Below are 17,608 nucleotides of genomic sequence, written 5' to 3'. Positions count from 1 at the left end.
CCATTGTTATTGAAAAATAAAAAGGACTAGCTGTCCTTTCAGATTTCTTCAATCTATTAAATTCTAATCTAATTTTGCTAATTTCCGCTGTAGATACCTTCTTCTTTCTTCAATATATTTCGCGATAACCGCTGACTCCTTGTCAAAGTCGCCAATCGTTTGTTTTTTATAGGGATCCTGTAATACATAGGGGCGCACCAATTGAAGCAGATTCTCGACATTGGGGATCATAAAATCAACCGTAAATTGATGATTCATAATTTCTTCAAGCAGGGTTCGATATTGCTTGCGAAAACTCCCCACATCTAGCAGCCGCGCCGTTAAGGTATTAAAGCCGTCTATCGGGACATAATTCGCTTCCATTACCTTTCCATTTACATCCCGACCCCAGGTGGCATCATAATCCCACGGGATGACTTCAAACAGACCAGTATCTCCATTCCTGTAAAGCGCATAGTTATGGACAAATCCATCGTAGTTTGATGTGAAAATAATTCCCGCTATCCAGCGAAGGTATTTGTCGACATCGACAAATTTCAAAATTTCCTTTTCAAATTCACTTTGGGGAATTGTATTGATTTTATAAATAAATTCTTGTAGGTAAAAATCATCTGTTGCGGTCCCGCATTTTCTTTCATAGCCTAATTCCAGTGATTTTTTTGTTTCCTTATCCAAGTCGCTCATCAGTGAAAAATTGGCATCCCCATCGACTGCATAAAAAATACTTCCATCCGGAAGGCTTCTTCTTTTCAAAAAGTTTTCGTCCACTGATTCGATTTCTAGATAGACCCCTTCTGATTTTCCATTTTGCGATAAAAAAACATGACGTGATTGCGGTGCTAACACACCGATTTCCGTAAAGAAATCAAATGATAATTTATTCCGAATTAACGATGGGTCCTTGAATTCAGCGTTTAAATGAATTTGTTTGGAACCTTTGAATTTTGTCGGTTTAAAGAAAGAAATTTGATATGACTTTTTCGAAAAATCACGGATATGAGAGCCGCGGTAGCTTAAATCAATTTCAAGTCTTTTCCCCTCCACCGTTAACTGCGCTGGAATCGGATCATCAATCCAAATATCTCTTCTCAGCTCTCTTACATCATTGGGTTTTATAAACAGCTTATATTGTGGTACTTTCTCAGCCTCGTCCATGTTCAATCCCTCCTCCTTTATTCGTATGTAAGAAAAAAGGAGGATGTCACGTTGAAAAAGCATTTTTTCTGCTATTAGGCTTATGTCCCATACAAAAACAGACCTGGATACGTAAATTGGTAAAAGAAGAGTGAGTTTTATAGACAAATGGTCAATTAAGTTTTCGTACTCCCTTTTCTATATTTAAAGGAGGTGCTAAAATGGAGGAAATTACACCGGAAGAGATTTCACCGGAGAAGATTCAAAGTGCAGCAGATGAGGTAAGACGCGGCGGTTTTGGGGATTTCATGTTTAGAGACCCTGGCTTTAACCGTGGTGCTTCACGGAGGAGAACAACCAGACAACGAACTTCTAGTCGTGGAGTAACTTCACGGAAGAATACTTCTAGACGCCATACATCCGGACAACGTAACACATCAAGAAGGAACACTTCTAGACGCAGGACGACAAGAAGGAATACAATCAGGCGCAGAAACTGCAAAACCACGATTCAAGGAAATTGGCTAGTTGAAAGATGTTGGGACGACAGTAACCAGTCCTATTTTAGGATGAAAAGCAGATAGCATCATAATTATTCAGACAAAAATGGGAAAGGGCACGGGAATCCTTTCCCATTTTTATTGTTCTTAGTTTATTCACCCATTTAAATTCCTCAAATTTATGAATTCTGGAATTTTATTTTTTCTCTGGAATCACACAGTTCCCATCGGCACAGCTGGCATCATCGGTAGTGGAAAGATCCTGGAACATAGGAGAAGCAGATTCTTCCTGCCATACTTTTTGAAGGGCACCGACAAAGGTTTCCGTTGGCTGGGCACCGGAAATTGCATATTTTTGATTTAGCACAAAATAGGGAACACCACGAACGCCGTATTGCTGTGCCAGGGATTCATCTTGACGGACATCAGCGGCAAAGGCATTTTTATCATGAAGGAGCGTTACTACATCTTGCCTGTTTAAACCTGCATCCTCGGCAATGTCTGCCAACGTTTCCAAATCGCCAAGATGCTTTCCATCTGTAAAGTAGGCATGAAGGAGTTTTTCAGAGACCACTGCTTCTTTCCCCATCGTTTTTGCAAACTTGGCCAAACGATGAGCATCAAAGGTATTGGTAGGCTTCATTTCATCAAAATTGAAGTTTAAGCCAACTGTTGCTGCCTGCGAACCAACACCTTGGTTCGCTTGTTTAGCTTTTTCTAGACTCATGCCATATTTTTTTGCTAACACCTCGTGAATATTTTCTCCACTATTCTTTGGCGAATTTGGATCGAGCTCAAAACTCTTGAATTCAACTTCAACTTGATCCTTATCTGGAAATTGACTTAACGCCTCTTCCAACCTTCTTTTCCCTATATAACAAAATGGACAAACATAATCTGACCAAACTTCAATTTTCATCTCAACACACCTCGTTTTTCTACGGTTAGCTATTATAGTACCACAACGTGCTTAAAAAGCATGAAAAGTTGCCTGAGAAAAATTGGTTCATTTCACCTCTAAATAAGGTAAAATGAACTAGTTATTACTTTTATTGGAGGTGACTTGTCATCAAATACGCTTTGAAAGGCATAATTGGTTTTATAATTTTGGACTTATACTTTAATTTAGTCCCTGTTCAACTTGGAAATCCTTACTTCCAATTTGCGTCTACTCTTATATTCTTCCCACTTGCTTATTATATTGCCAAATGGGTTGGATTAGATGGGTTAAAGGGGATTGGCCTGGTATTTCACAAAGGATGGTTAAAAAATTTCCTCTTTAGCTTTGGGTTTGGTTTTGTGTTTTGGTTGGTATGGTATGGCATCGAATTCTGGGGTGGTCAATTAGAATTTGTCGGTTTCAAAAAGCCAGCGGAAGTAATCATGCCGGTTATCCTTGTATTGGTCGGTTTTTTCGTTGGCTCGATTATTAATGATTTGATTATCAGAGGGTATCTTTTTACTCTATTAAAAAAGAAAATTCAAATCGGCTGGGCTTTTTCCATTAGTATCTTGATTTATGCTCTTGATGATTATTGGTACGCCGGTTTTAGCTTGAGCAATGTCATTTTTTCGATCATCTTAGGTCTTTCTTTAACGTTTGCCTTCTATAAAACGGGCTCGATTTGGGCAGACACGGGTATCCATTATGGTTTAAATGTTGCCTACGGTCTTTTGTTTGGACTCGTTGGAAATTCAGGGAGTGCTGTTTTTATTATTAAGGAAACAGGTCATGAAACGGTCTTGTCCAATTCACTTTATTATTTAGTCCCTGCAGCCATGTTTATTTTTGTCCTTTGGTTTATTAGATTTTATTCCAATCATGTAAGGACTGTAACCAATGTCCCTTTTTCGGGTTAAGGTCTCCTTATGTTGAAAACGCGAAAAAGTGCCCTGTAAGATTTATACGGGCACTTTTGTTATTTTTACTTGCTATTCTTTCTCATGCTCAAACTCTTCTTCCAATCTTTGAATCTCTTCAATTGATTTTTCAAGCGCTGCTTGCGGACCTTTGAAATGTTTCTTGTAATAGCTTAGGTCCATGATTATTAAGATAATAAACATTCCTCCCAAGGCATAGGCGGCCATTTGGTTTGGCGGAATCACCATCATTATGGAAATAAAGAGGATCCAGATGATGCTAAGAATATTTATCGGCTTGCTCCATTTTCCAAGACTCCAAGGTCCGTAATGCTTTCGTAAAAAGATTCCTTTCGCTTCGGCTTCTAATTTAAGATAGATTGGAATCCCATAGGCAACATACAAGCCAACAACACTGACCCCGGTCAAGAAGGCAATGGTTGAATAACCGGCATTTGGGTTTAGGATTTTTGTGAGATAATCAATTAATGCTAAGGCAAAGGAAAGGATTACGGCCAGCCAAATCGCTTTTGCCGGTGTCCGGAATTTGCGGCTGATTTCTGCCCAATGACGACTGAATGGCATGCCCTTATCACGCGAAAACGCATACATCATCCGTGAGAATGAGGTAATCGATGAGAGACCGCAGAAGAACATCGCAAAAGTGACGAGCCAGAGAACGATCGATCCAAACGTCCCCCCCAACGCCTGGCTGATGACATAGATAAAGGCATTGTCAGAGTTCACCGCACCAGCCGCATCGTGAATCGAAAGGGTCACGAAGGCAAGCATGATAAACCCAAAAACGAAGGAAAAGGCTACTGAATTGTAGATCCCCCACGGGGCACGGACACGCGGATGAACGGTTTCTTCAATCGTATGTGCCGAGGCGTCATATCCGGTAAAGGTCCATTGCGCCTGCAATAAACCAATTAAAAACGCCAAGAAATAGGGTTTATCGGAAAAAGTTTGCCCGACCTGGAATAAGTAATCAATTGGCTGCAAACCGTTTTTTGTAAAAAAAGCTAAACTGACAACCAAAATAGCGACGACAAGCATATGATACCAAGCTGAAAAGTCATTTAATTTGGCAACGATTTTAATTCCGACATGGTTGAGGATTCCGTGTAATAGAAGAATGACGCCAAAGACAATTAGAATGGTAGTATCGGTGGAAGTATAACCAAAGACTGTTGCTAGGAGTGGGTCAGCGAATAAGGCACAAGAGTAATCAATTCCCGCGACAATTCCGATTTGACCAATAAGATTAATCCAAGCGGTATACCAGCCAATCCTTCTTCCTTTTAGAGTGGCAGCCCAGTGGTATAGAGCACCCGCGGTTGGAATCGCTGACGCAAGTTCAGCAAGTGAGGCGGCAACCAGTAGCACGAAAAAAGCGACAATCGTCCAGCCAAAGCCCATCATTCCAGGGCCGCCGTAGGTTAATCCATGACCGTATAATGAAACGGCGCCAGTTAAAATAGAAATAATCGAAAACGAGATGGCAAAGTTTGAAAATCCCCCCATATCACGCAGCAGCTCTTGGGCATAGCCATACCGGTTTAGCTGCTTTCGATCCTCCAACATTTGTTGGTCTTTATTTTTCATTCCTTTCTCCCCTCTCCTGTTTAATTTCTGACATCTTTATCAACAAAAATTTCATGTTCCTCCTCTTTAAAGGTACGGACGTTTTTATTGGCATTCAAGCCAATCGCAGTGCCGACGCAAAGGGTAATGACCACTAAAGCAAAACCGATAAATACCTCCATTTAACTCCCCCCCTTTCTAAGTTGTTTTTTATAGCTCCAATTTCACACCGCTTGTTTTTTGTTCCAACATTTTTTGTAAAACGGTGCCGATATGGGCACCGGCCTCAACTGGCGGAGTGCCCAGCGGATGAATATTCGAGATGACATTGCGGTCCGATTCGACAATCCCTTTTCGTGGCCGATAACACATATAGGCACTCATTGAACTTGCCGAAACAAGCCCTGGCCGTTCGCCAATCAGGAGAACAAGTACCTCTGGCTCAAGGATTTCGCCGATATGATCCATACAGGCGACCCTGCCCCCTTTCACAAAAAAAGGCGTTCCACAGGTCAGATTGCTAAGTTTCAATGAATCCAGTAAGGCGGGATATACATCCTTCAAATTGGTTTCTACGGCACTAGCGCTAAGACCGTCTGAAACGACAATTTGCGCCTGCGGCCGATGCTGGCACCGCTCCTTTATCGTTTGGACGGCCGCGTCGGTCAGCACCCTTCCTTTATCCGGCCTTTTCAAATAAACTTCCTTGTTCTCATAGCATGTTTCCACCGTGAATAACTCGAATTCCTGCAGATAGTTTTCGAGCACCTCGCCGCCGACTGCATCGATAGCGGCTGCATGGTCGAATTGCAGCTTTAACATCGTTTTCGTCAGCGGGCGGGTGCCAGTTCTCCAGACGCCAATCCGCGCTGGGGTTGAAGCAGTCAAGTCCGCAGCTCCTTCCTGAAAAGCAGGCTTCGGAATGGATGTTTCCCAGTCTCTTTCCGTAAATATGAGTCCTTTATCAACTGGATCTACTCTATTCTCCGATGGAAACTTTGCTTGCAACTGCTCCATTACCTTTTGAACAATCAATTCAATTTGTTTTTCCTTCAAAAATGCTCGCCTCCTTTCGATAATTATGCTTGTTCGACAGTTGGGGTACTCTTGGCGACAGTTAGACCACTCCACGCGACAGTTGGGGTACTCTTGGCGACAGTTAACACCCTGCACGACAGTTAGAGGAGCTTTGGCGACAGTTGGTGCACCCTTTGCGACAGTTAGAGCACTCTTGGCGACAGTATCGCCACCAATACCTCGGATCAATCTAAATAAATATGGTCGGGTCCCCAGCCCGCTCCGTTAATCTCCCATTCTCGAAAATCCCCAATTTCTCGAGCCATTTTTCAAAATAAGGCGCCGGTCTTAGGCCGAGAACACTGCGTACTGAGGCGATATCATGAAAACTCGTAGATTGATAATTGAGCATGCAGTCATCCGCCATCGGTACACCAATGAGGAAATTTACCCCCGCAGACCCTAACAAAATAGCGAGGTTTTCCATATCATTTTGATCGGCTTTCATATGGTTCGTATAACAAACATCGACCCCCATCGGAATACCCTGGAGCTTCCCCATAAAATGATCCTCGAGCCCTGCTCTAATGACTTGTTTACTGTTATATAGGTACTCTGGTCCAATAAAACCAACAACCGTGTTGACAATAAATGGTTTATATTTTTTGGCGAGGCCATAGCATCTCGATTCGAGCGTCACTTGGTCAATGTCGTGATGGGCATCGGAGGACAGCTCTGAGCCCTGTCCGGTTTCAAAATACCAAAGATTCGGTCCATGGGAAGTGCCTTCTTTTTGAATTAACTCATTTGCCTCGTTTAAAAGATCGATACTAATTCCAAATGCCTTATTCCCAGCCTCCGTTCCCGTTAAGCTTTGAAAAAGCAAATCAGAGGGAGCGCCATTTTTGATTGCCCGCATCTGCGTCGTCACATGCGCTAAGACACAGTTTTGCGTCGGGATTTGGAATCTGTCAATTTCCTCTCTTGTCATTTGTAAAATTTGCTTCACACTTTCTGCCGTATCAATAACCGGGTTGATCCCGATTACAGCATCGCCGATTCCATAGCTTAAGGCCTCATAAAGTGAGGCTTTGATTCCTTGGATGCTATCGGTTGGATGGTTCGGCTGTGCTCTGCCGGCGAGAGTCCCTTTGTGGCCGATTGGGTAATTGCACTGAGTTACGACTTCTATTTTTGATGCCGCTTGGATTAAATCGAGGTTGGACATTATTTTGGCAGCGGCGGCAGCCATCTCACTCGTCAGCCCTCTGCGAATACGGCTGATTTCAATGTTTGTCGTGTTATCAGAGAGCAGGGTTTCACGGAGCTCACTTACGGTCCAGTTGGCGATAGATTGATAGATTTTTTCGTTGATGGATTCCTCAATCAAGCGTGAAACCTCGTCCTCTTCTGGTGGCAGCACAGGGTTGTTGCGAATATCGCTAAGGGTTAATTCGGATAACAGGTGCCGTGCGGCGAGCCGCTCCTGGGCATCATTTGCAGCAATACCGGCAAGCTGGTCGCCAGACTTTTCCTCATTCGCTTTAGCGAGAATGTCTTTCAAATCACGGAATTGATAGGTTTTATTAAGTAAAGTTATCGATGATTTCAAAAATATCACCTCCTATTTAAGATTGTTAAGAACTTTTTTCAAAATGCCTTAGCACTATCTACAAAATTATGGGTTGAATCTACAAATCTTAAGGTGTATTCTACAAATTTATAGGTTGATTCTACAAATCTCAGCATTCATTCTACAAATTCAAAAGCACATTCTACAAAACGAAATATTCAAATTACGCCAACCCTAAGAAAACGCCAATGTTTTGACAACCACTGGTACCAATTCGTCATTCAACGGGGCACCAATATCAATATAATCACCATGTTCGATCCCAATTTGATCAATGCAAATTACTTGATAGTTCGTTTGCAGCCGTAATGCCTGCCCTAGAGCCTTGGCCATGTCATTTTCACAAACTACAGCGAGAACCTCCGCCAAAGGAAAATTCATAGCGTACAGCTCCCCGATAATATCTGCAACCTCTTTTAGCTTTACGTAAGATAAATAGAGTGTACCGCCTAAACCAATTGCAAATGGTAAGTGGTCATTTCCCTCAAACCATTCCTTTCCCTTTAAAAAAACCTGCTCTATCTGCTCTTCAAAATCCATTTCCGTTAAGGCCGCCTTCACTACAGGAACATTCCGTAAGGGCAGGAGCTCAGGTTGAATTAAAATGGTCGCTCCGCTTAGCTTTGTCGTTTGGGTTCCGGCCCCAATAACTGTTGCGCTGGATGTCTGTGCCGCCTCCACCACAGTAAAATGGTACCTCTTTACCGCCTTCATTAGCTCACTTGCCAGCAGCGGACCGATGTCGTTAAATTTTGCCACATCCTCCAATGTCGCGGGTGGTTCTTCCACTGCAAGCCGCCCCACTCCACCAGAAACCATTACCTCGTGAATTCTCGGTAAAGCCGGGCAGGATGTGCTGTGGACCAAGCATTCGAGTGAGGAAATTGATTTTCCCCCTGCTAACACATCAAGTAAATCGCCGCATAGTGCTGATGTGATTTCGACCAGCTTCGGCAGCGACAAGCGCATGCCCTTTTCTACTTGAAATTTTTTAAAAAATAGCCATGGTTTCAAAGACGGTGATACCGTTAAAACCTCACCAAGTGAATTCATCTCAATCAATCGTCCGCCAACATGAAAGGTGATGGTTTCAAGCACTTTTCCCTGCTGAAAAACAACAACATTCGCCGTACCGCCGCCAATATCAATGTTTGCAATTGCCGCTCTCGATGATTGCGAATGCCTAGCCGCCCCTGAACCTTTTCCTGCTAACACGGCTTCCAAACTAGCACCGGCGATTGCGACCACAAAGTCACCTGAGCGTTCAGCTAAATAATGAATGAGGGCATCGGCATTCTTTTTGATTGCCGTTTCTCCGGTTATGATGACAGCCCCAGATTTAATGTCTGAAAGTGTTAGACCCACTTGCTGATACTCCTTCTCAAGCCAGGAAACGAGCAGAGGCAGATCAATTTCCTCTTCATTTTTTAACGGGGTGGAAATAATCTCACTTACGTAGGTAACCTTGCGTTGAATGATATCGAACTGCGGCAGGGAAAAATTGCTCGATACTCGGCCCAGCGTCAATTCGCTCATCATAAATTTGGATGTGCTTGTACCGATATCAATGCCAACACTTTTTATTACTACAGTGCTCAAACGCACCTCACTCCGATCGCAGTGTCTAAATTTTTTCCGCAAATTTGTCCCACTCTGTTGTGATGAAGTTTGTACCATGTTATTCGAACTATTCAAATAATATTCGCCAAGAATGGATGTTACGGTGCTGAAATTGCCGCTACAGATATTTCTGGATGGCTGTCCGCAGCTCTGAAATTCCCTTTAAAGTAACAGACGATACGTGAAAAATCTCATTTTGCGGTAGAACCTGTATTAAAAGTTTCTCCGCCTTTGCCAAATTCGCATCCGGATGATCAATCTTTGTAATCACCCCTAATGGGATAATCGGAAAGCCTTGGGCAAAATTAGGAGGCAGAATCTGATGAAGCCTTGTGGCATCTTGAATCACCAGCAATACCCTCGCTTCCAGCGATGTCGCCATCAACGAGCGGTAAAACAACGGATTTTCGCTATATTCACCAGGTGTATCGATAATCCAATCCATGTAACTGAGTGCTTGCGTTTTTAGCACAGGCGACGAATCCTCCAATAGACACTTCGTTAACGTCGATTTCCCAGACCCAATCGGACCAATCATCATAACTTTGCCTTTTTTCATGAGCGGGTAATCTCCGCTGGTTCAAATTTTAAATGCCTGCTTAAAAATTGATTAATGGCTTGGATGGCCATGTCCACGTCGGATACTGTTCCGCAAATGACTAAGGAACCAGTAAATCGGTCCAAGTAGCCAATTTCGATAGCGGCAGCTTTTGTAGCAATATCGGCGGCGATTATCGCGGTTTCTGTCGGCGTTAACGTTAAAATCCCAATCGCACCGGCCTGTCCGATTCCAAGTTTTGTATACAATGCTTCATCGGGATTGGCAATGATGTGTGCTAATGTCAGTTGTTTTCCGGGAACATACTCTTGGATGACGCGTTGCTTTTTCTCCGTCAATTTTCTCAACACCTTTTTAAAAAGCTAAAATGAACTATGGGGGTAAAGCGCAATTTTCTTAACGGTTTCAGCAAACGCTTCTGCCGCCGCCGCACAGGACGATTGGCTGCCGGTTAACAGCCCGCCGCCGAAGTTTGTTTCCGTTGGCGGTCCATAAAAGACACAAATCCTTACATCAGCTGCTTTCAAAGCAGCATCCAAGCCCACCATTGCTTCAAGCGGTGGAGCAATCAAGTAGGCTAACGGCTCGCCAGGATTTATGCCCGCCACCTTTGACAAATATGTTCCTGTCCGTGATATTGTATGGGCAAAATAGGCATGATCCCCCGCCTCGTCCACAGCAAAAAACGTCGGTCCCTCATTTATCAGCTGAACAGCCGCCTCGATGCCGCTTTTTACCTCTGAAGGTGTTTCTCCTCCTAAAATACCTAGGAACTCCCCCGATAATGGCCCCGAAGCATGGGCCGCTCCAGCATAAAATGACTTCGCATAAACGACCTCCACCGCTGCCATTTTCGTTGCTTCATCTAACGAGGTATAGCCGACATCATCGCTCGTGCTTGTTACGAGACCTAGGCTTTTAATATTGGCGGGTACCTGCAAGGCCTCTCTTAAACCATCATCAATGTTGGGAATGATTTGACTTGCAAGGGCAAAAGCCGGAACTCGTTTGACATCCATTTTCTTCACCTCCTAAAAAATTGCCCTGATGACAGTACTAGACTCCAACCAAGGCAGTATTTCCTAAGTCTATTCGTTATATTATTCAGTCTATTATTTAAGGGTAAATTTATTACTTCTATTTAACACAAACTGCGCTGCGTGAAATCGGAAATAACAATAAAGTTAATAAAAAGATAGAAAGAAACACAAAAAGAGCACCATTGTGCTCTTTCAGAGTGTAGACAAAATACATTTTTGAAAAAAACACTGACGAAAAAGTGGTTTTCCTTTCTTCGGATTAGCTTATGTAGTTGTTTCGTTTGAAAAAAACACAAGATATAGCTAATGAATTTTATTTAAAAAACTGCTGTCGACTTTGTCGACAGCCTGAAAGAGCACCATTGTGCTCTTTCCTCATTACTATTAAAAATTCTTTATATATTTTTAGCTGCCAGCAACAGCCGTCAGCCTATCCGGCAATAGGAAATAGAGTAATCCTCCCGACACTTTCTCCCCCGTCACCGCTTCCCAAGCACCTTTATAGAATGCCAGCTGGCTGCTATAAAAGGCATGAAGTTTTATATAGTCTTCCTCATGTTTCGCCCGGTCTGTTTTATAATCCACAATAGTCCAGGAGCCATTCCGTTTGTAGATAAGGTCAATTGTTCCTTTGACCAAGAATGGATGCTTATCCTCTGGATTCTTAGTGATTAGCGTATAAAGTTTGTGTCCCTTTTCGACCTTCAACGTAAATGGTACCTCTGTCAGCACTTCATCTGCTGTTTGTAAATGATCCCATAGCTGAGACTTCTTAAGATTTTGCAAATATGTTTCAACTTCTGCTTCTCTCGCTGCTGGAAGGTTAAATTTATTCAAAGCAGTTTTCAAATAATGTGTTAGGTCGTTTCCTTGAACCGCCTTTTCAAACACATCATGAATGAGCGTCCCCCAGTCTTTTCCGCCGCCGGATTCCCGTTCTATAGTGATTTCACTATAATCCTTGTCCTTTGTCGGTGTCCAAAGATCATAGCTCTTTTCACTGCTGGCATCAATCCATTCGTGTTTACCAATGGTTTTGGATTGAAATTCATTTAAAGTAATTTCACCTTGAGGAATTTTCCTTTCAAATGCGTCTCCCACTGGAATTTCCAGTTCTTCAATTGTATTCATTTCAAAAAGAATGTTCCAAGGGTTTTTCTTGTTTCCACCGTTCGCGCTAATAATCAATGCCTTCTCAGCACGGGTGGAGGCAACGTAAATAATCCGCAGCTCTTCTTCGCTTAAGTACATTAATTCCTCCGCCTTATGTGCTGCCCAATGAAGCGGTATCGCCATCTCTTTTGATTGGTAGCCGGTATCGACTGTAAACGTGAAGAATCCTTTCGAGGACAAGTCCTCTCGTCTAATATGCTTCGATAAGAAGGATTCAGGACTAACCGCTTTTGCCGGGTGGGCCAAAAAGACAATTGGGGCTTCAAGGCCCTTGGCTTTATGGACATTCATGATGCGGACCGCATCGGCCTCTTCCTCGAGGTTTGCCACGACAGTTTTTTCAAAAATCATCTCTGTAAGCGTTTCTACAACCTGTTTATAGATTGTATTTCCTGAGGTCTCCTGCTTCCTAAGGGCTTCTATTACTTGCAACAAGCTTTTATACATCCGTTTACCGCGAACATTTTTCAACAGTAATGGATAGAATCCTATCTCTTCGCTAATTTTTTCGATGGCAACTGTTGGTGAAAGCGTTCGAATCTGCTTTTGGCAGTGCTGTAATTTGCTTAAGGTTAATGCAAATTTAGCTTTCACATCTGAGGATAGTCCGTCCGGTATGTCTGCATATACCGAAAATCTCCCCTTGGCATGCTTCCACTGATACAGTTCCTCGTCACTTATGCCGAAGAATATCCCCCGTAAAACAGCTACAAAGGCGACTTCATCCGTCGGGTCCAAGAAGGATTTTAAAAGGATCCACAAATCCTGGAACTCCCGTGTCTCACCAAGGATGACTTCGCCGCTGATACTGACTGGAATCCCGATATCTTCAATCAGTTTCGCATAGGTGGCAACTCCGTCGTTGTATCTTGTCAGCACCATGAAATCCTTAGCTCGATATCCTTGCTTCATTAGATTGTGAATCGTCAAAGCAATGCTCTCGGCATCCTTTAAAATAATCTCTTCCTTCTTTTTAACATCTGCCGGCACGGACAGTAATTTAACCCCCGAAAAGCCAATTCCCTCATCCTCATGATAGGAAATCAGCGGACGGTAGGCTGCTTGGTAAACGGTTTCTACTACCGGTAATTGCTGTTCAAAAACGGTATTTAATGGTTTCGTCACGGTGTCGAGGGTCCGGAAATTCGTTGTCAGCTGCAATACCTCTCCCCCATGCTCCTCCAATAACTGCTTAACTCGGTTGTATGTATCAATATCCGCCCGGCGGAAACGATAAATCGCCTGCTTTGGGTCGCCAACCACAAACAGCGAACCCGGTTTCGGTTTACAGCTTGTCCAGTTTTTTTCCTCGCTATCTTCACTAGTTAAATAGAACATGATTTCCGCTTGAAGCGGGTCGGTATCTTGAAATTCATCGACTAGCAGGAAGCGATATTTGCCCTGAAAGTAACTGCGGACCTCACGATTTTCTTTTAACAGTTTTGAAGTATGCATCATTAAATCTTGAAAATTTAACAGAGATCGTTCCTTTTTCAGTTCCTCATAGGATTGTACTGCCCCTATTAGGAAACTGACAATTTTCGGATGACAGAATTCTTTCCATGCCTGGATCAGCGGCTTAATATTTTCCTCAAAGGCAGCGGTGATTTTCTCTTCATAATATTGAGCGTCTTCTTTAGAAGGCCAGCGGTTATAGGTTGGCTTGAGATTTTTAGCAAATAAACTAAAAATGCCGATGATGTCCTTATCCTGCAATGAGTCGATGAATCTTGTCTTTTGACAAGCAGTTACGACGGCTTTCTGGAGGGCATCATAACCTTTTAGCGGCTCCGTATCTGGAACGAACTTTTTCGCTTCCTGGATAAGCATCATGAAATACTCGTAGTCCTTATGCAGCTCCGGCTTCGATACTGTATCCGCCTCCCATGCAACATCGGAATATTCCTTTAATTCCTTCAGCCATGGAAAAATATCATCCACGTTAATCCCTAACTCGGCGATTTCCCTAAAATGATGTGAGTCCTGATCCATTAATTCCTGCAAATAGAGCTGCCATGCTTCTGCTAAAATATCCAAATCATCGGCTTCTTCAAGTTCCTTAAAGGTCAAATCTAAATGAGCTTCGATTGGACGCTCGCGCAGTAGTTTAGCACAAAAGGAATGGACGGTTCCTAAAAAGCACCGTTCCATGTTTTGCAGTGCATCACCTAAACGATAATTAGCATCAAGGTCCGTTTCCTTTTTCCAAGCTTCCTCTAATTTTGCTTGAAAGCGAAGCTTTAGTTCGTCCGCCGCTTTTCTTGTAAAGGTGATCGCGACAATTTCTTGGATTTCAGCTGTTCCGGTATGGATGAGATTCACCATTCGCTCGACTAAACTTGTTGTTTTTCCCGAACCGGCACCGGCTTCTACTAAAAAATTGGTGCCGAGCCTGGAGGTAATCTTGTCGCGTGCGGCCTGGTCCTGAATAACCTTAGTCATAGGCTCTTACCCCCTTTAGCTTCTGATTGGATTGTTTCAATTTCAGCATTTCTTTATCATAAAAATGCCGGCGGCAGACTAGCTTAAGCTCGCAGAACTTACAATCATTTTCATCATCAGTCATTTCAAAATGACCGTTTTTGATGACATCAACTAATTTTTCAAGAATATCTAAGCCATTTGTTCTAAGCGTGCTATTCTGCTTTCTTGTAAACCGCTCGGCCATCCCCTTCACAGTTGGAAAATAATACGAGCTTTCTTCCACTGCCCCAGCATCAAGATTTAAGTGCTGTTCAATCGCTAAAGCGTATATCAAATGCTGAAGCTGACGTCCGCCACTAAAAGCGCCATTTTGCTTATAACTGTATGTGCTCCCCGTTTTATAATCGATAATGTGGTAGCTGCCATCGTTCGCTTGATCGACGCGGTCAATAATTCCCGAGATTTTCACTTCCCCTGATGGAAGTGTAATAATGGCTGGGGCCGTTTCGCCGATGCCAAAGGAATATTCAAAATGAAGCGGATTGTAATTTTCGCAGTGACGCTCCTCTTCTTTCAAAAAAATTTTGCAGCAGGCCAAAATATCGTTTAACTCACGAAAATAAACTCTATCATTTGGCGGCGGCAGATTTTCTTTTTGCTGTTCGACTAGATTTGCTGCAATCGCTAAGATTTTGTCCACATGTAAGGCATAAACAGGCTTGGCTCTTTCCCCCTTTAATTGCTTATAGAAATTTTCAAAGATGCTGTGGATCAGACTTCCCCGTGTTGCTGGGTCGAGCCAATTGTTGGCATCAAACGAAACATCCTCAATTGGTCTTATTCTCAACACTTCCTTTAAAAAATAGGAATACGGACATTTCGCGAGTGTTTCAAGTTTGCCGGCAGTCATGGTTTTTTCTGGATTAAGGCGCGGATCATACTGCGCTGCATCAATTTGCACGAGTCCGTCGAATTCCGAAAAATTGATAGTATGGCGAGCCGTTTCTGCTTCCATTCCATCTTTAACATTTTGAAAATAATTTAAAATCCCTTCCGTTAGTTGAACAGTCACGAAGCTGATTAATTTTTCATCCCAATAGTCCTTTTCTTCAAAAATATCATTAGCAATGAGGGTGGAAGGCAAGGAAGCTAACTCTTTGAATTCGGCGTCTTTATTGCCAGCGATTAATCGGTAACACTGCAAAAAAACAAAAGCTGGGTTAACAACACGATTAGCATTGATATCAAAATTACAGCAGCTGACTGTTACCGTTCCTGTCGATTGCGCCAAAACCTGTAATAGGATAAATAAGTTCACATGGCCTTTTTCCCGCAGCAATGGCAGCTTGTTTCCTAACTGAATCCGCTCTATGTCCAGTAGTAACGGGTCTTCACTGGAATTGCCAGGGAACTTTTTATTATCTAAGCCCGCGAAAAAGACAGTTGGCCGGCTATTGTAAATACCATTTTTATAGGAAGAGATATGCAGATGACCTGGCTTTGGACGCGATTGATTGATTCGGACGGATAGCAGTAGGTCCTTTACCTTTTCAAACACATCGTAGCTTGATAAGGATTCATCCGCATACGGGAGAATCTTATCGATTTCATCCAGCAAGGAAACTTTCGAAATTTCATCAAGAGCGGAGCTAATTTTACTATTATTTCTGAGAATATAGGAGAATCCAGTTAAGCATTTTTTATAGTTCATTGTATTCTCTAGGGGCGGAAGCTTTTTAAAGAGGGACGCAAACCAATGCTTTAACCATGAAAGATCTTTCAGGCGGTTTTCATAGGAAGGATTTTCTTTCACTTGCAATTGCCTTTCATCCAGCCGGTCGATTTCCATATCGAGATGTGTTAGGTAGCGGTCCTGCGCCCAGCCAATTTGTAAATCCCGGAGTAATCTAGCGATTTTTGATTTAGAAGGAGCGTCTTCTCCAAGTACAATCAAGCCCTCATTCAACAAATCAAGAAAGGCTTGGACACTATAATTGGACTGAATCCAGCCTATTAACCCGGTAACTAACCGTCCCGGGCGGCTGAAAGAAACCGGCAGTCCCTCGCCAAAGGTAATCGGGATGTCCAGCTTTTGTGACAGGTGATAAAAAAGCGTTATGTAGGAATCAGCGTTTGTATAATAAACGACGCACTCATCAAGTGGAGACTCTGTTGTTTTAATCTTTTCTAGGATTTGTTTAACTTCCATTTCCTCTGTTTTTGCGGTAAAAATACATAAGTCCAGCTCACCGGCTGCTTCTTCCTGTTGATAGAGAAAACTAAGCGGAGTCGGTTCTCCTGTTCGAATCGAACCAACGCTTGTCCCCTCAGGTGGATTGATGCCATAAACGGGTGCAAGCGGCAGTTTATAAACAGACTCAAGCATAATTTTACCAAGGAGTTTTTCCTCTAGATGTGTGAGATTTAGTCCAGATTGTAAAATATAAGCTGCCTTTTCATCAACTTGCACGAATTCCAGCGCTTTTGTTATAAGAGCTGCTTTGTCGGTAAGGTGATGGGTGTTTAAGACCCTTTCATATTCAGAAAGAATTTCATTTATATCTTCCGCCTTAACTTCTGTGAGGAAGGCATCTTTTTTCAACGTGTCTTTTGTATATCCAGCTAGTCGCAATGTTTGAATGGTTGTATAAATGGCATGGCTAAAGGAAGGCGTAATCTCCATTCCGCGGAAGTAACAAAGTCTGCCTTTTTCCTTCAGTTCCGTAAGCAAAGTTGAAGTAAAATGGAGCCCGACGGTATGATCTAAACTATTTAGAGGTTGGTCTGTATGCAGCTCCACTAGGTTCTCGGCAAGATCATAGACAGTTTTATACTTCAAATTGATTGCCTGATGGCCTTCCTTTACAAACGCCTCATTGATTTGTTCCCCGATGGCATGGGAATCAACGATAACGATTTTTTCTCTTAGGGGAAAGGTAGTGCAAATTTGACTTAATTCATTTACTAGGAAAAGCATAGGAAACCTCCTATCATTTCTATAATCTTGTCTCGAGTATATCATTTTTTCCCACTAGATGTATCCAAGTATTTACAATATTTA

General features: G+C 42.7%; 14 protein-coding genes. 2 read left to right on the top strand and 12 right to left on the bottom strand.

Features of this window, described 5'->3' with window-relative positions:
* Positions 1 to 63: 63 nt before the first annotated feature.
* A complete protein-coding gene (locus AA980_RS20335; protein WP_024028244.1) occupies positions 64 to 1,155 on the bottom strand; it encodes a CotH kinase family protein in 1,092 nt (363 codons plus the stop codon).
* A gap of 200 nt (positions 1,156 to 1,355) precedes the next feature.
* Between AA980_RS20335 and AA980_RS20330 the strand changes: the two genes are divergently transcribed.
* Positions 1,356 to 1,718 carry a CotG/ExsB N-terminal domain-containing protein gene (locus tag AA980_RS20330; protein ID WP_024028245.1) on the top strand — a complete coding sequence of 121 codons (363 nt, stop codon included), beginning with the start codon at positions 1,356 to 1,358 and terminating at the stop codon, positions 1,716 to 1,718.
* Between the two features lie 112 nt (positions 1,719 to 1,830).
* Here the strand turns inward: AA980_RS20330 and AA980_RS20325 are convergent, their stop codons facing one another.
* Positions 1,831 to 2,553, bottom strand: coding sequence for a DsbA family oxidoreductase (locus AA980_RS20325; protein ID WP_024028246.1), 723 nt, complete (start codon positions 2,551 to 2,553; stop codon positions 1,831 to 1,833).
* Positions 2,554 to 2,741: 188 nt separating this feature from the next.
* Between AA980_RS20325 and AA980_RS20320 the strand changes: the two genes are divergently transcribed.
* Positions 2,742 to 3,494 (top strand): CPBP family intramembrane glutamic endopeptidase, encoded by a 753-nt coding sequence (locus AA980_RS20320; RefSeq protein WP_152681190.1) that lies wholly within the window; start codon positions 2,742 to 2,744, stop codon positions 3,492 to 3,494.
* Positions 3,495 to 3,566: 72 nt separating this feature from the next.
* Here AA980_RS20320 and AA980_RS20315 read toward each other — a convergent pair whose 3' ends face one another.
* The 10 genes from AA980_RS20315 to AA980_RS20275 form a co-directional block, all read right to left on the bottom strand.
* Entirely contained in the window at positions 3,567 to 5,102 is a 1,536-nt protein-coding gene (locus tag AA980_RS20315) for an amino acid permease (protein WP_024028248.1), read from the bottom strand.
* Between the two features lie 20 nt (positions 5,103 to 5,122).
* Positions 5,123 to 5,263: a hypothetical protein gene (locus AA980_RS27540; protein ID WP_162837350.1), complete on the bottom strand. Its 141-nt coding sequence runs from the start codon at positions 5,261 to 5,263 to the stop codon at positions 5,123 to 5,125.
* A gap of 28 nt (positions 5,264 to 5,291) precedes the next feature.
* Positions 5,292 to 6,098 (bottom strand): ethanolamine ammonia-lyase subunit EutC, encoded by an 807-nt coding sequence (gene eutC / locus AA980_RS20310; RefSeq protein ID WP_082195805.1) that lies wholly within the window; start codon positions 6,096 to 6,098, stop codon positions 5,292 to 5,294.
* Between the two features lie 250 nt (positions 6,099 to 6,348).
* The gene (locus tag AA980_RS20305; RefSeq protein ID WP_024028250.1) at positions 6,349 to 7,710 is read right to left on the bottom strand and encodes an ethanolamine ammonia-lyase subunit EutB; all 1,362 of its coding nucleotides are present in this window, start codon (positions 7,708 to 7,710) and stop codon (positions 6,349 to 6,351) included.
* A gap of 195 nt (positions 7,711 to 7,905) precedes the next feature.
* Positions 7,906 to 9,330, bottom strand: a complete 1,425-nt coding sequence (locus tag AA980_RS20300; protein WP_024028251.1) for an ethanolamine ammonia-lyase reactivating factor EutA — start codon at positions 9,328 to 9,330, stop codon at positions 7,906 to 7,908.
* A gap of 139 nt (positions 9,331 to 9,469) precedes the next feature.
* Positions 9,470 to 9,910 (bottom strand): EutP/PduV family microcompartment system protein, encoded by a 441-nt coding sequence (locus tag AA980_RS20295; RefSeq protein ID WP_024028252.1) that lies wholly within the window; start codon positions 9,908 to 9,910, stop codon positions 9,470 to 9,472.
* Positions 9,907 to 10,248: an ethanolamine utilization microcompartment protein EutS gene (gene eutS / locus AA980_RS20290; protein ID WP_024028253.1), complete on the bottom strand. Its 342-nt coding sequence runs from the start codon at positions 10,246 to 10,248 to the stop codon at positions 9,907 to 9,909. Before eutS ends, AA980_RS20295 begins: the two co-directional genes overlap by 4 nt.
* 24 nt (positions 10,249 to 10,272) lie before the next feature.
* The gene (gene eutL / locus AA980_RS20285; protein ID WP_024028254.1) at positions 10,273 to 10,929 is read right to left on the bottom strand and encodes an ethanolamine utilization microcompartment protein EutL; all 657 of its coding nucleotides are present in this window, start codon (positions 10,927 to 10,929) and stop codon (positions 10,273 to 10,275) included.
* A 426-nt stretch (positions 10,930 to 11,355) separates the two neighbouring features.
* Positions 11,356 to 14,565: a UvrD-helicase domain-containing protein gene (locus tag AA980_RS20280; RefSeq protein ID WP_024028255.1), complete on the bottom strand. Its 3,210-nt coding sequence runs from the start codon at positions 14,563 to 14,565 to the stop codon at positions 11,356 to 11,358.
* A complete protein-coding gene (locus tag AA980_RS20275; protein ID WP_024028256.1) occupies positions 14,558 to 17,524 on the bottom strand; it encodes a PD-(D/E)XK nuclease family protein in 2,967 nt (988 codons plus the stop codon). Before AA980_RS20275 ends, AA980_RS20280 begins: the two co-directional genes overlap by 8 nt.
* Positions 17,525 to 17,608 lie beyond the last annotated feature (84 nt).

It is taken from the genome of Neobacillus vireti (genome assembly GCF_001026695.1).
GTDB lineage: Bacteria > Bacillota > Bacilli > Bacillales > Cytobacillaceae > Neobacillus > Neobacillus vireti.
The sequence above is the reverse complement of the archived record's forward strand: the minus strand, read 5'-3'. Positions and strand labels throughout refer to the sequence as shown.

Excerpts from the sequence above, each read along its gene's own strand:
- AA980_RS20335 (WP_024028244.1), bottom strand. The coding sequence starts at position 1,155 with ATGGACGAGGCTGAGAAAGTACCACAATATAAGCTGTTTATAAAACCC.
- AA980_RS20330 (WP_024028245.1), top strand. The coding sequence starts at position 1,356 with ATGGAGGAAATTACACCGGAAGAGATTTCACCGGAGAAGATTCAAAGT.
- AA980_RS20325 (WP_024028246.1), bottom strand. The coding sequence starts at position 2,553 with ATGAAAATTGAAGTTTGGTCAGATTATGTTTGTCCATTTTGTTATATA.
- AA980_RS20315 (WP_024028248.1), bottom strand. The coding sequence starts at position 5,102 with ATGAAAAATAAAGACCAACAAATGTTGGAGGATCGAAAGCAGCTAAAC.
- AA980_RS27540 (WP_162837350.1), bottom strand. The coding sequence starts at position 5,263 with ATGGAGGTATTTATCGGTTTTGCTTTAGTGGTCATTACCCTTTGCGTC.
- eutC (WP_082195805.1), bottom strand. The coding sequence starts at position 6,098 with ATGGAGCAGTTGCAAGCAAAGTTTCCATCGGAGAATAGAGTAGATCCA.
- AA980_RS20295 (WP_024028252.1), bottom strand. The coding sequence starts at position 9,910 with ATGAAAAAAGGCAAAGTTATGATGATTGGTCCGATTGGGTCTGGGAAA.
- eutL (WP_024028254.1), bottom strand. The coding sequence starts at position 10,929 with ATGGATGTCAAACGAGTTCCGGCTTTTGCCCTTGCAAGTCAAATCATT.
- AA980_RS20280 (WP_024028255.1), bottom strand. The coding sequence starts at position 14,565 with ATGACTAAGGTTATTCAGGACCAGGCCGCACGCGACAAGATTACCTCC.
- AA980_RS20275 (WP_024028256.1), bottom strand. The coding sequence starts at position 17,524 with ATGCTTTTCCTAGTAAATGAATTAAGTCAAATTTGCACTACCTTTCCC.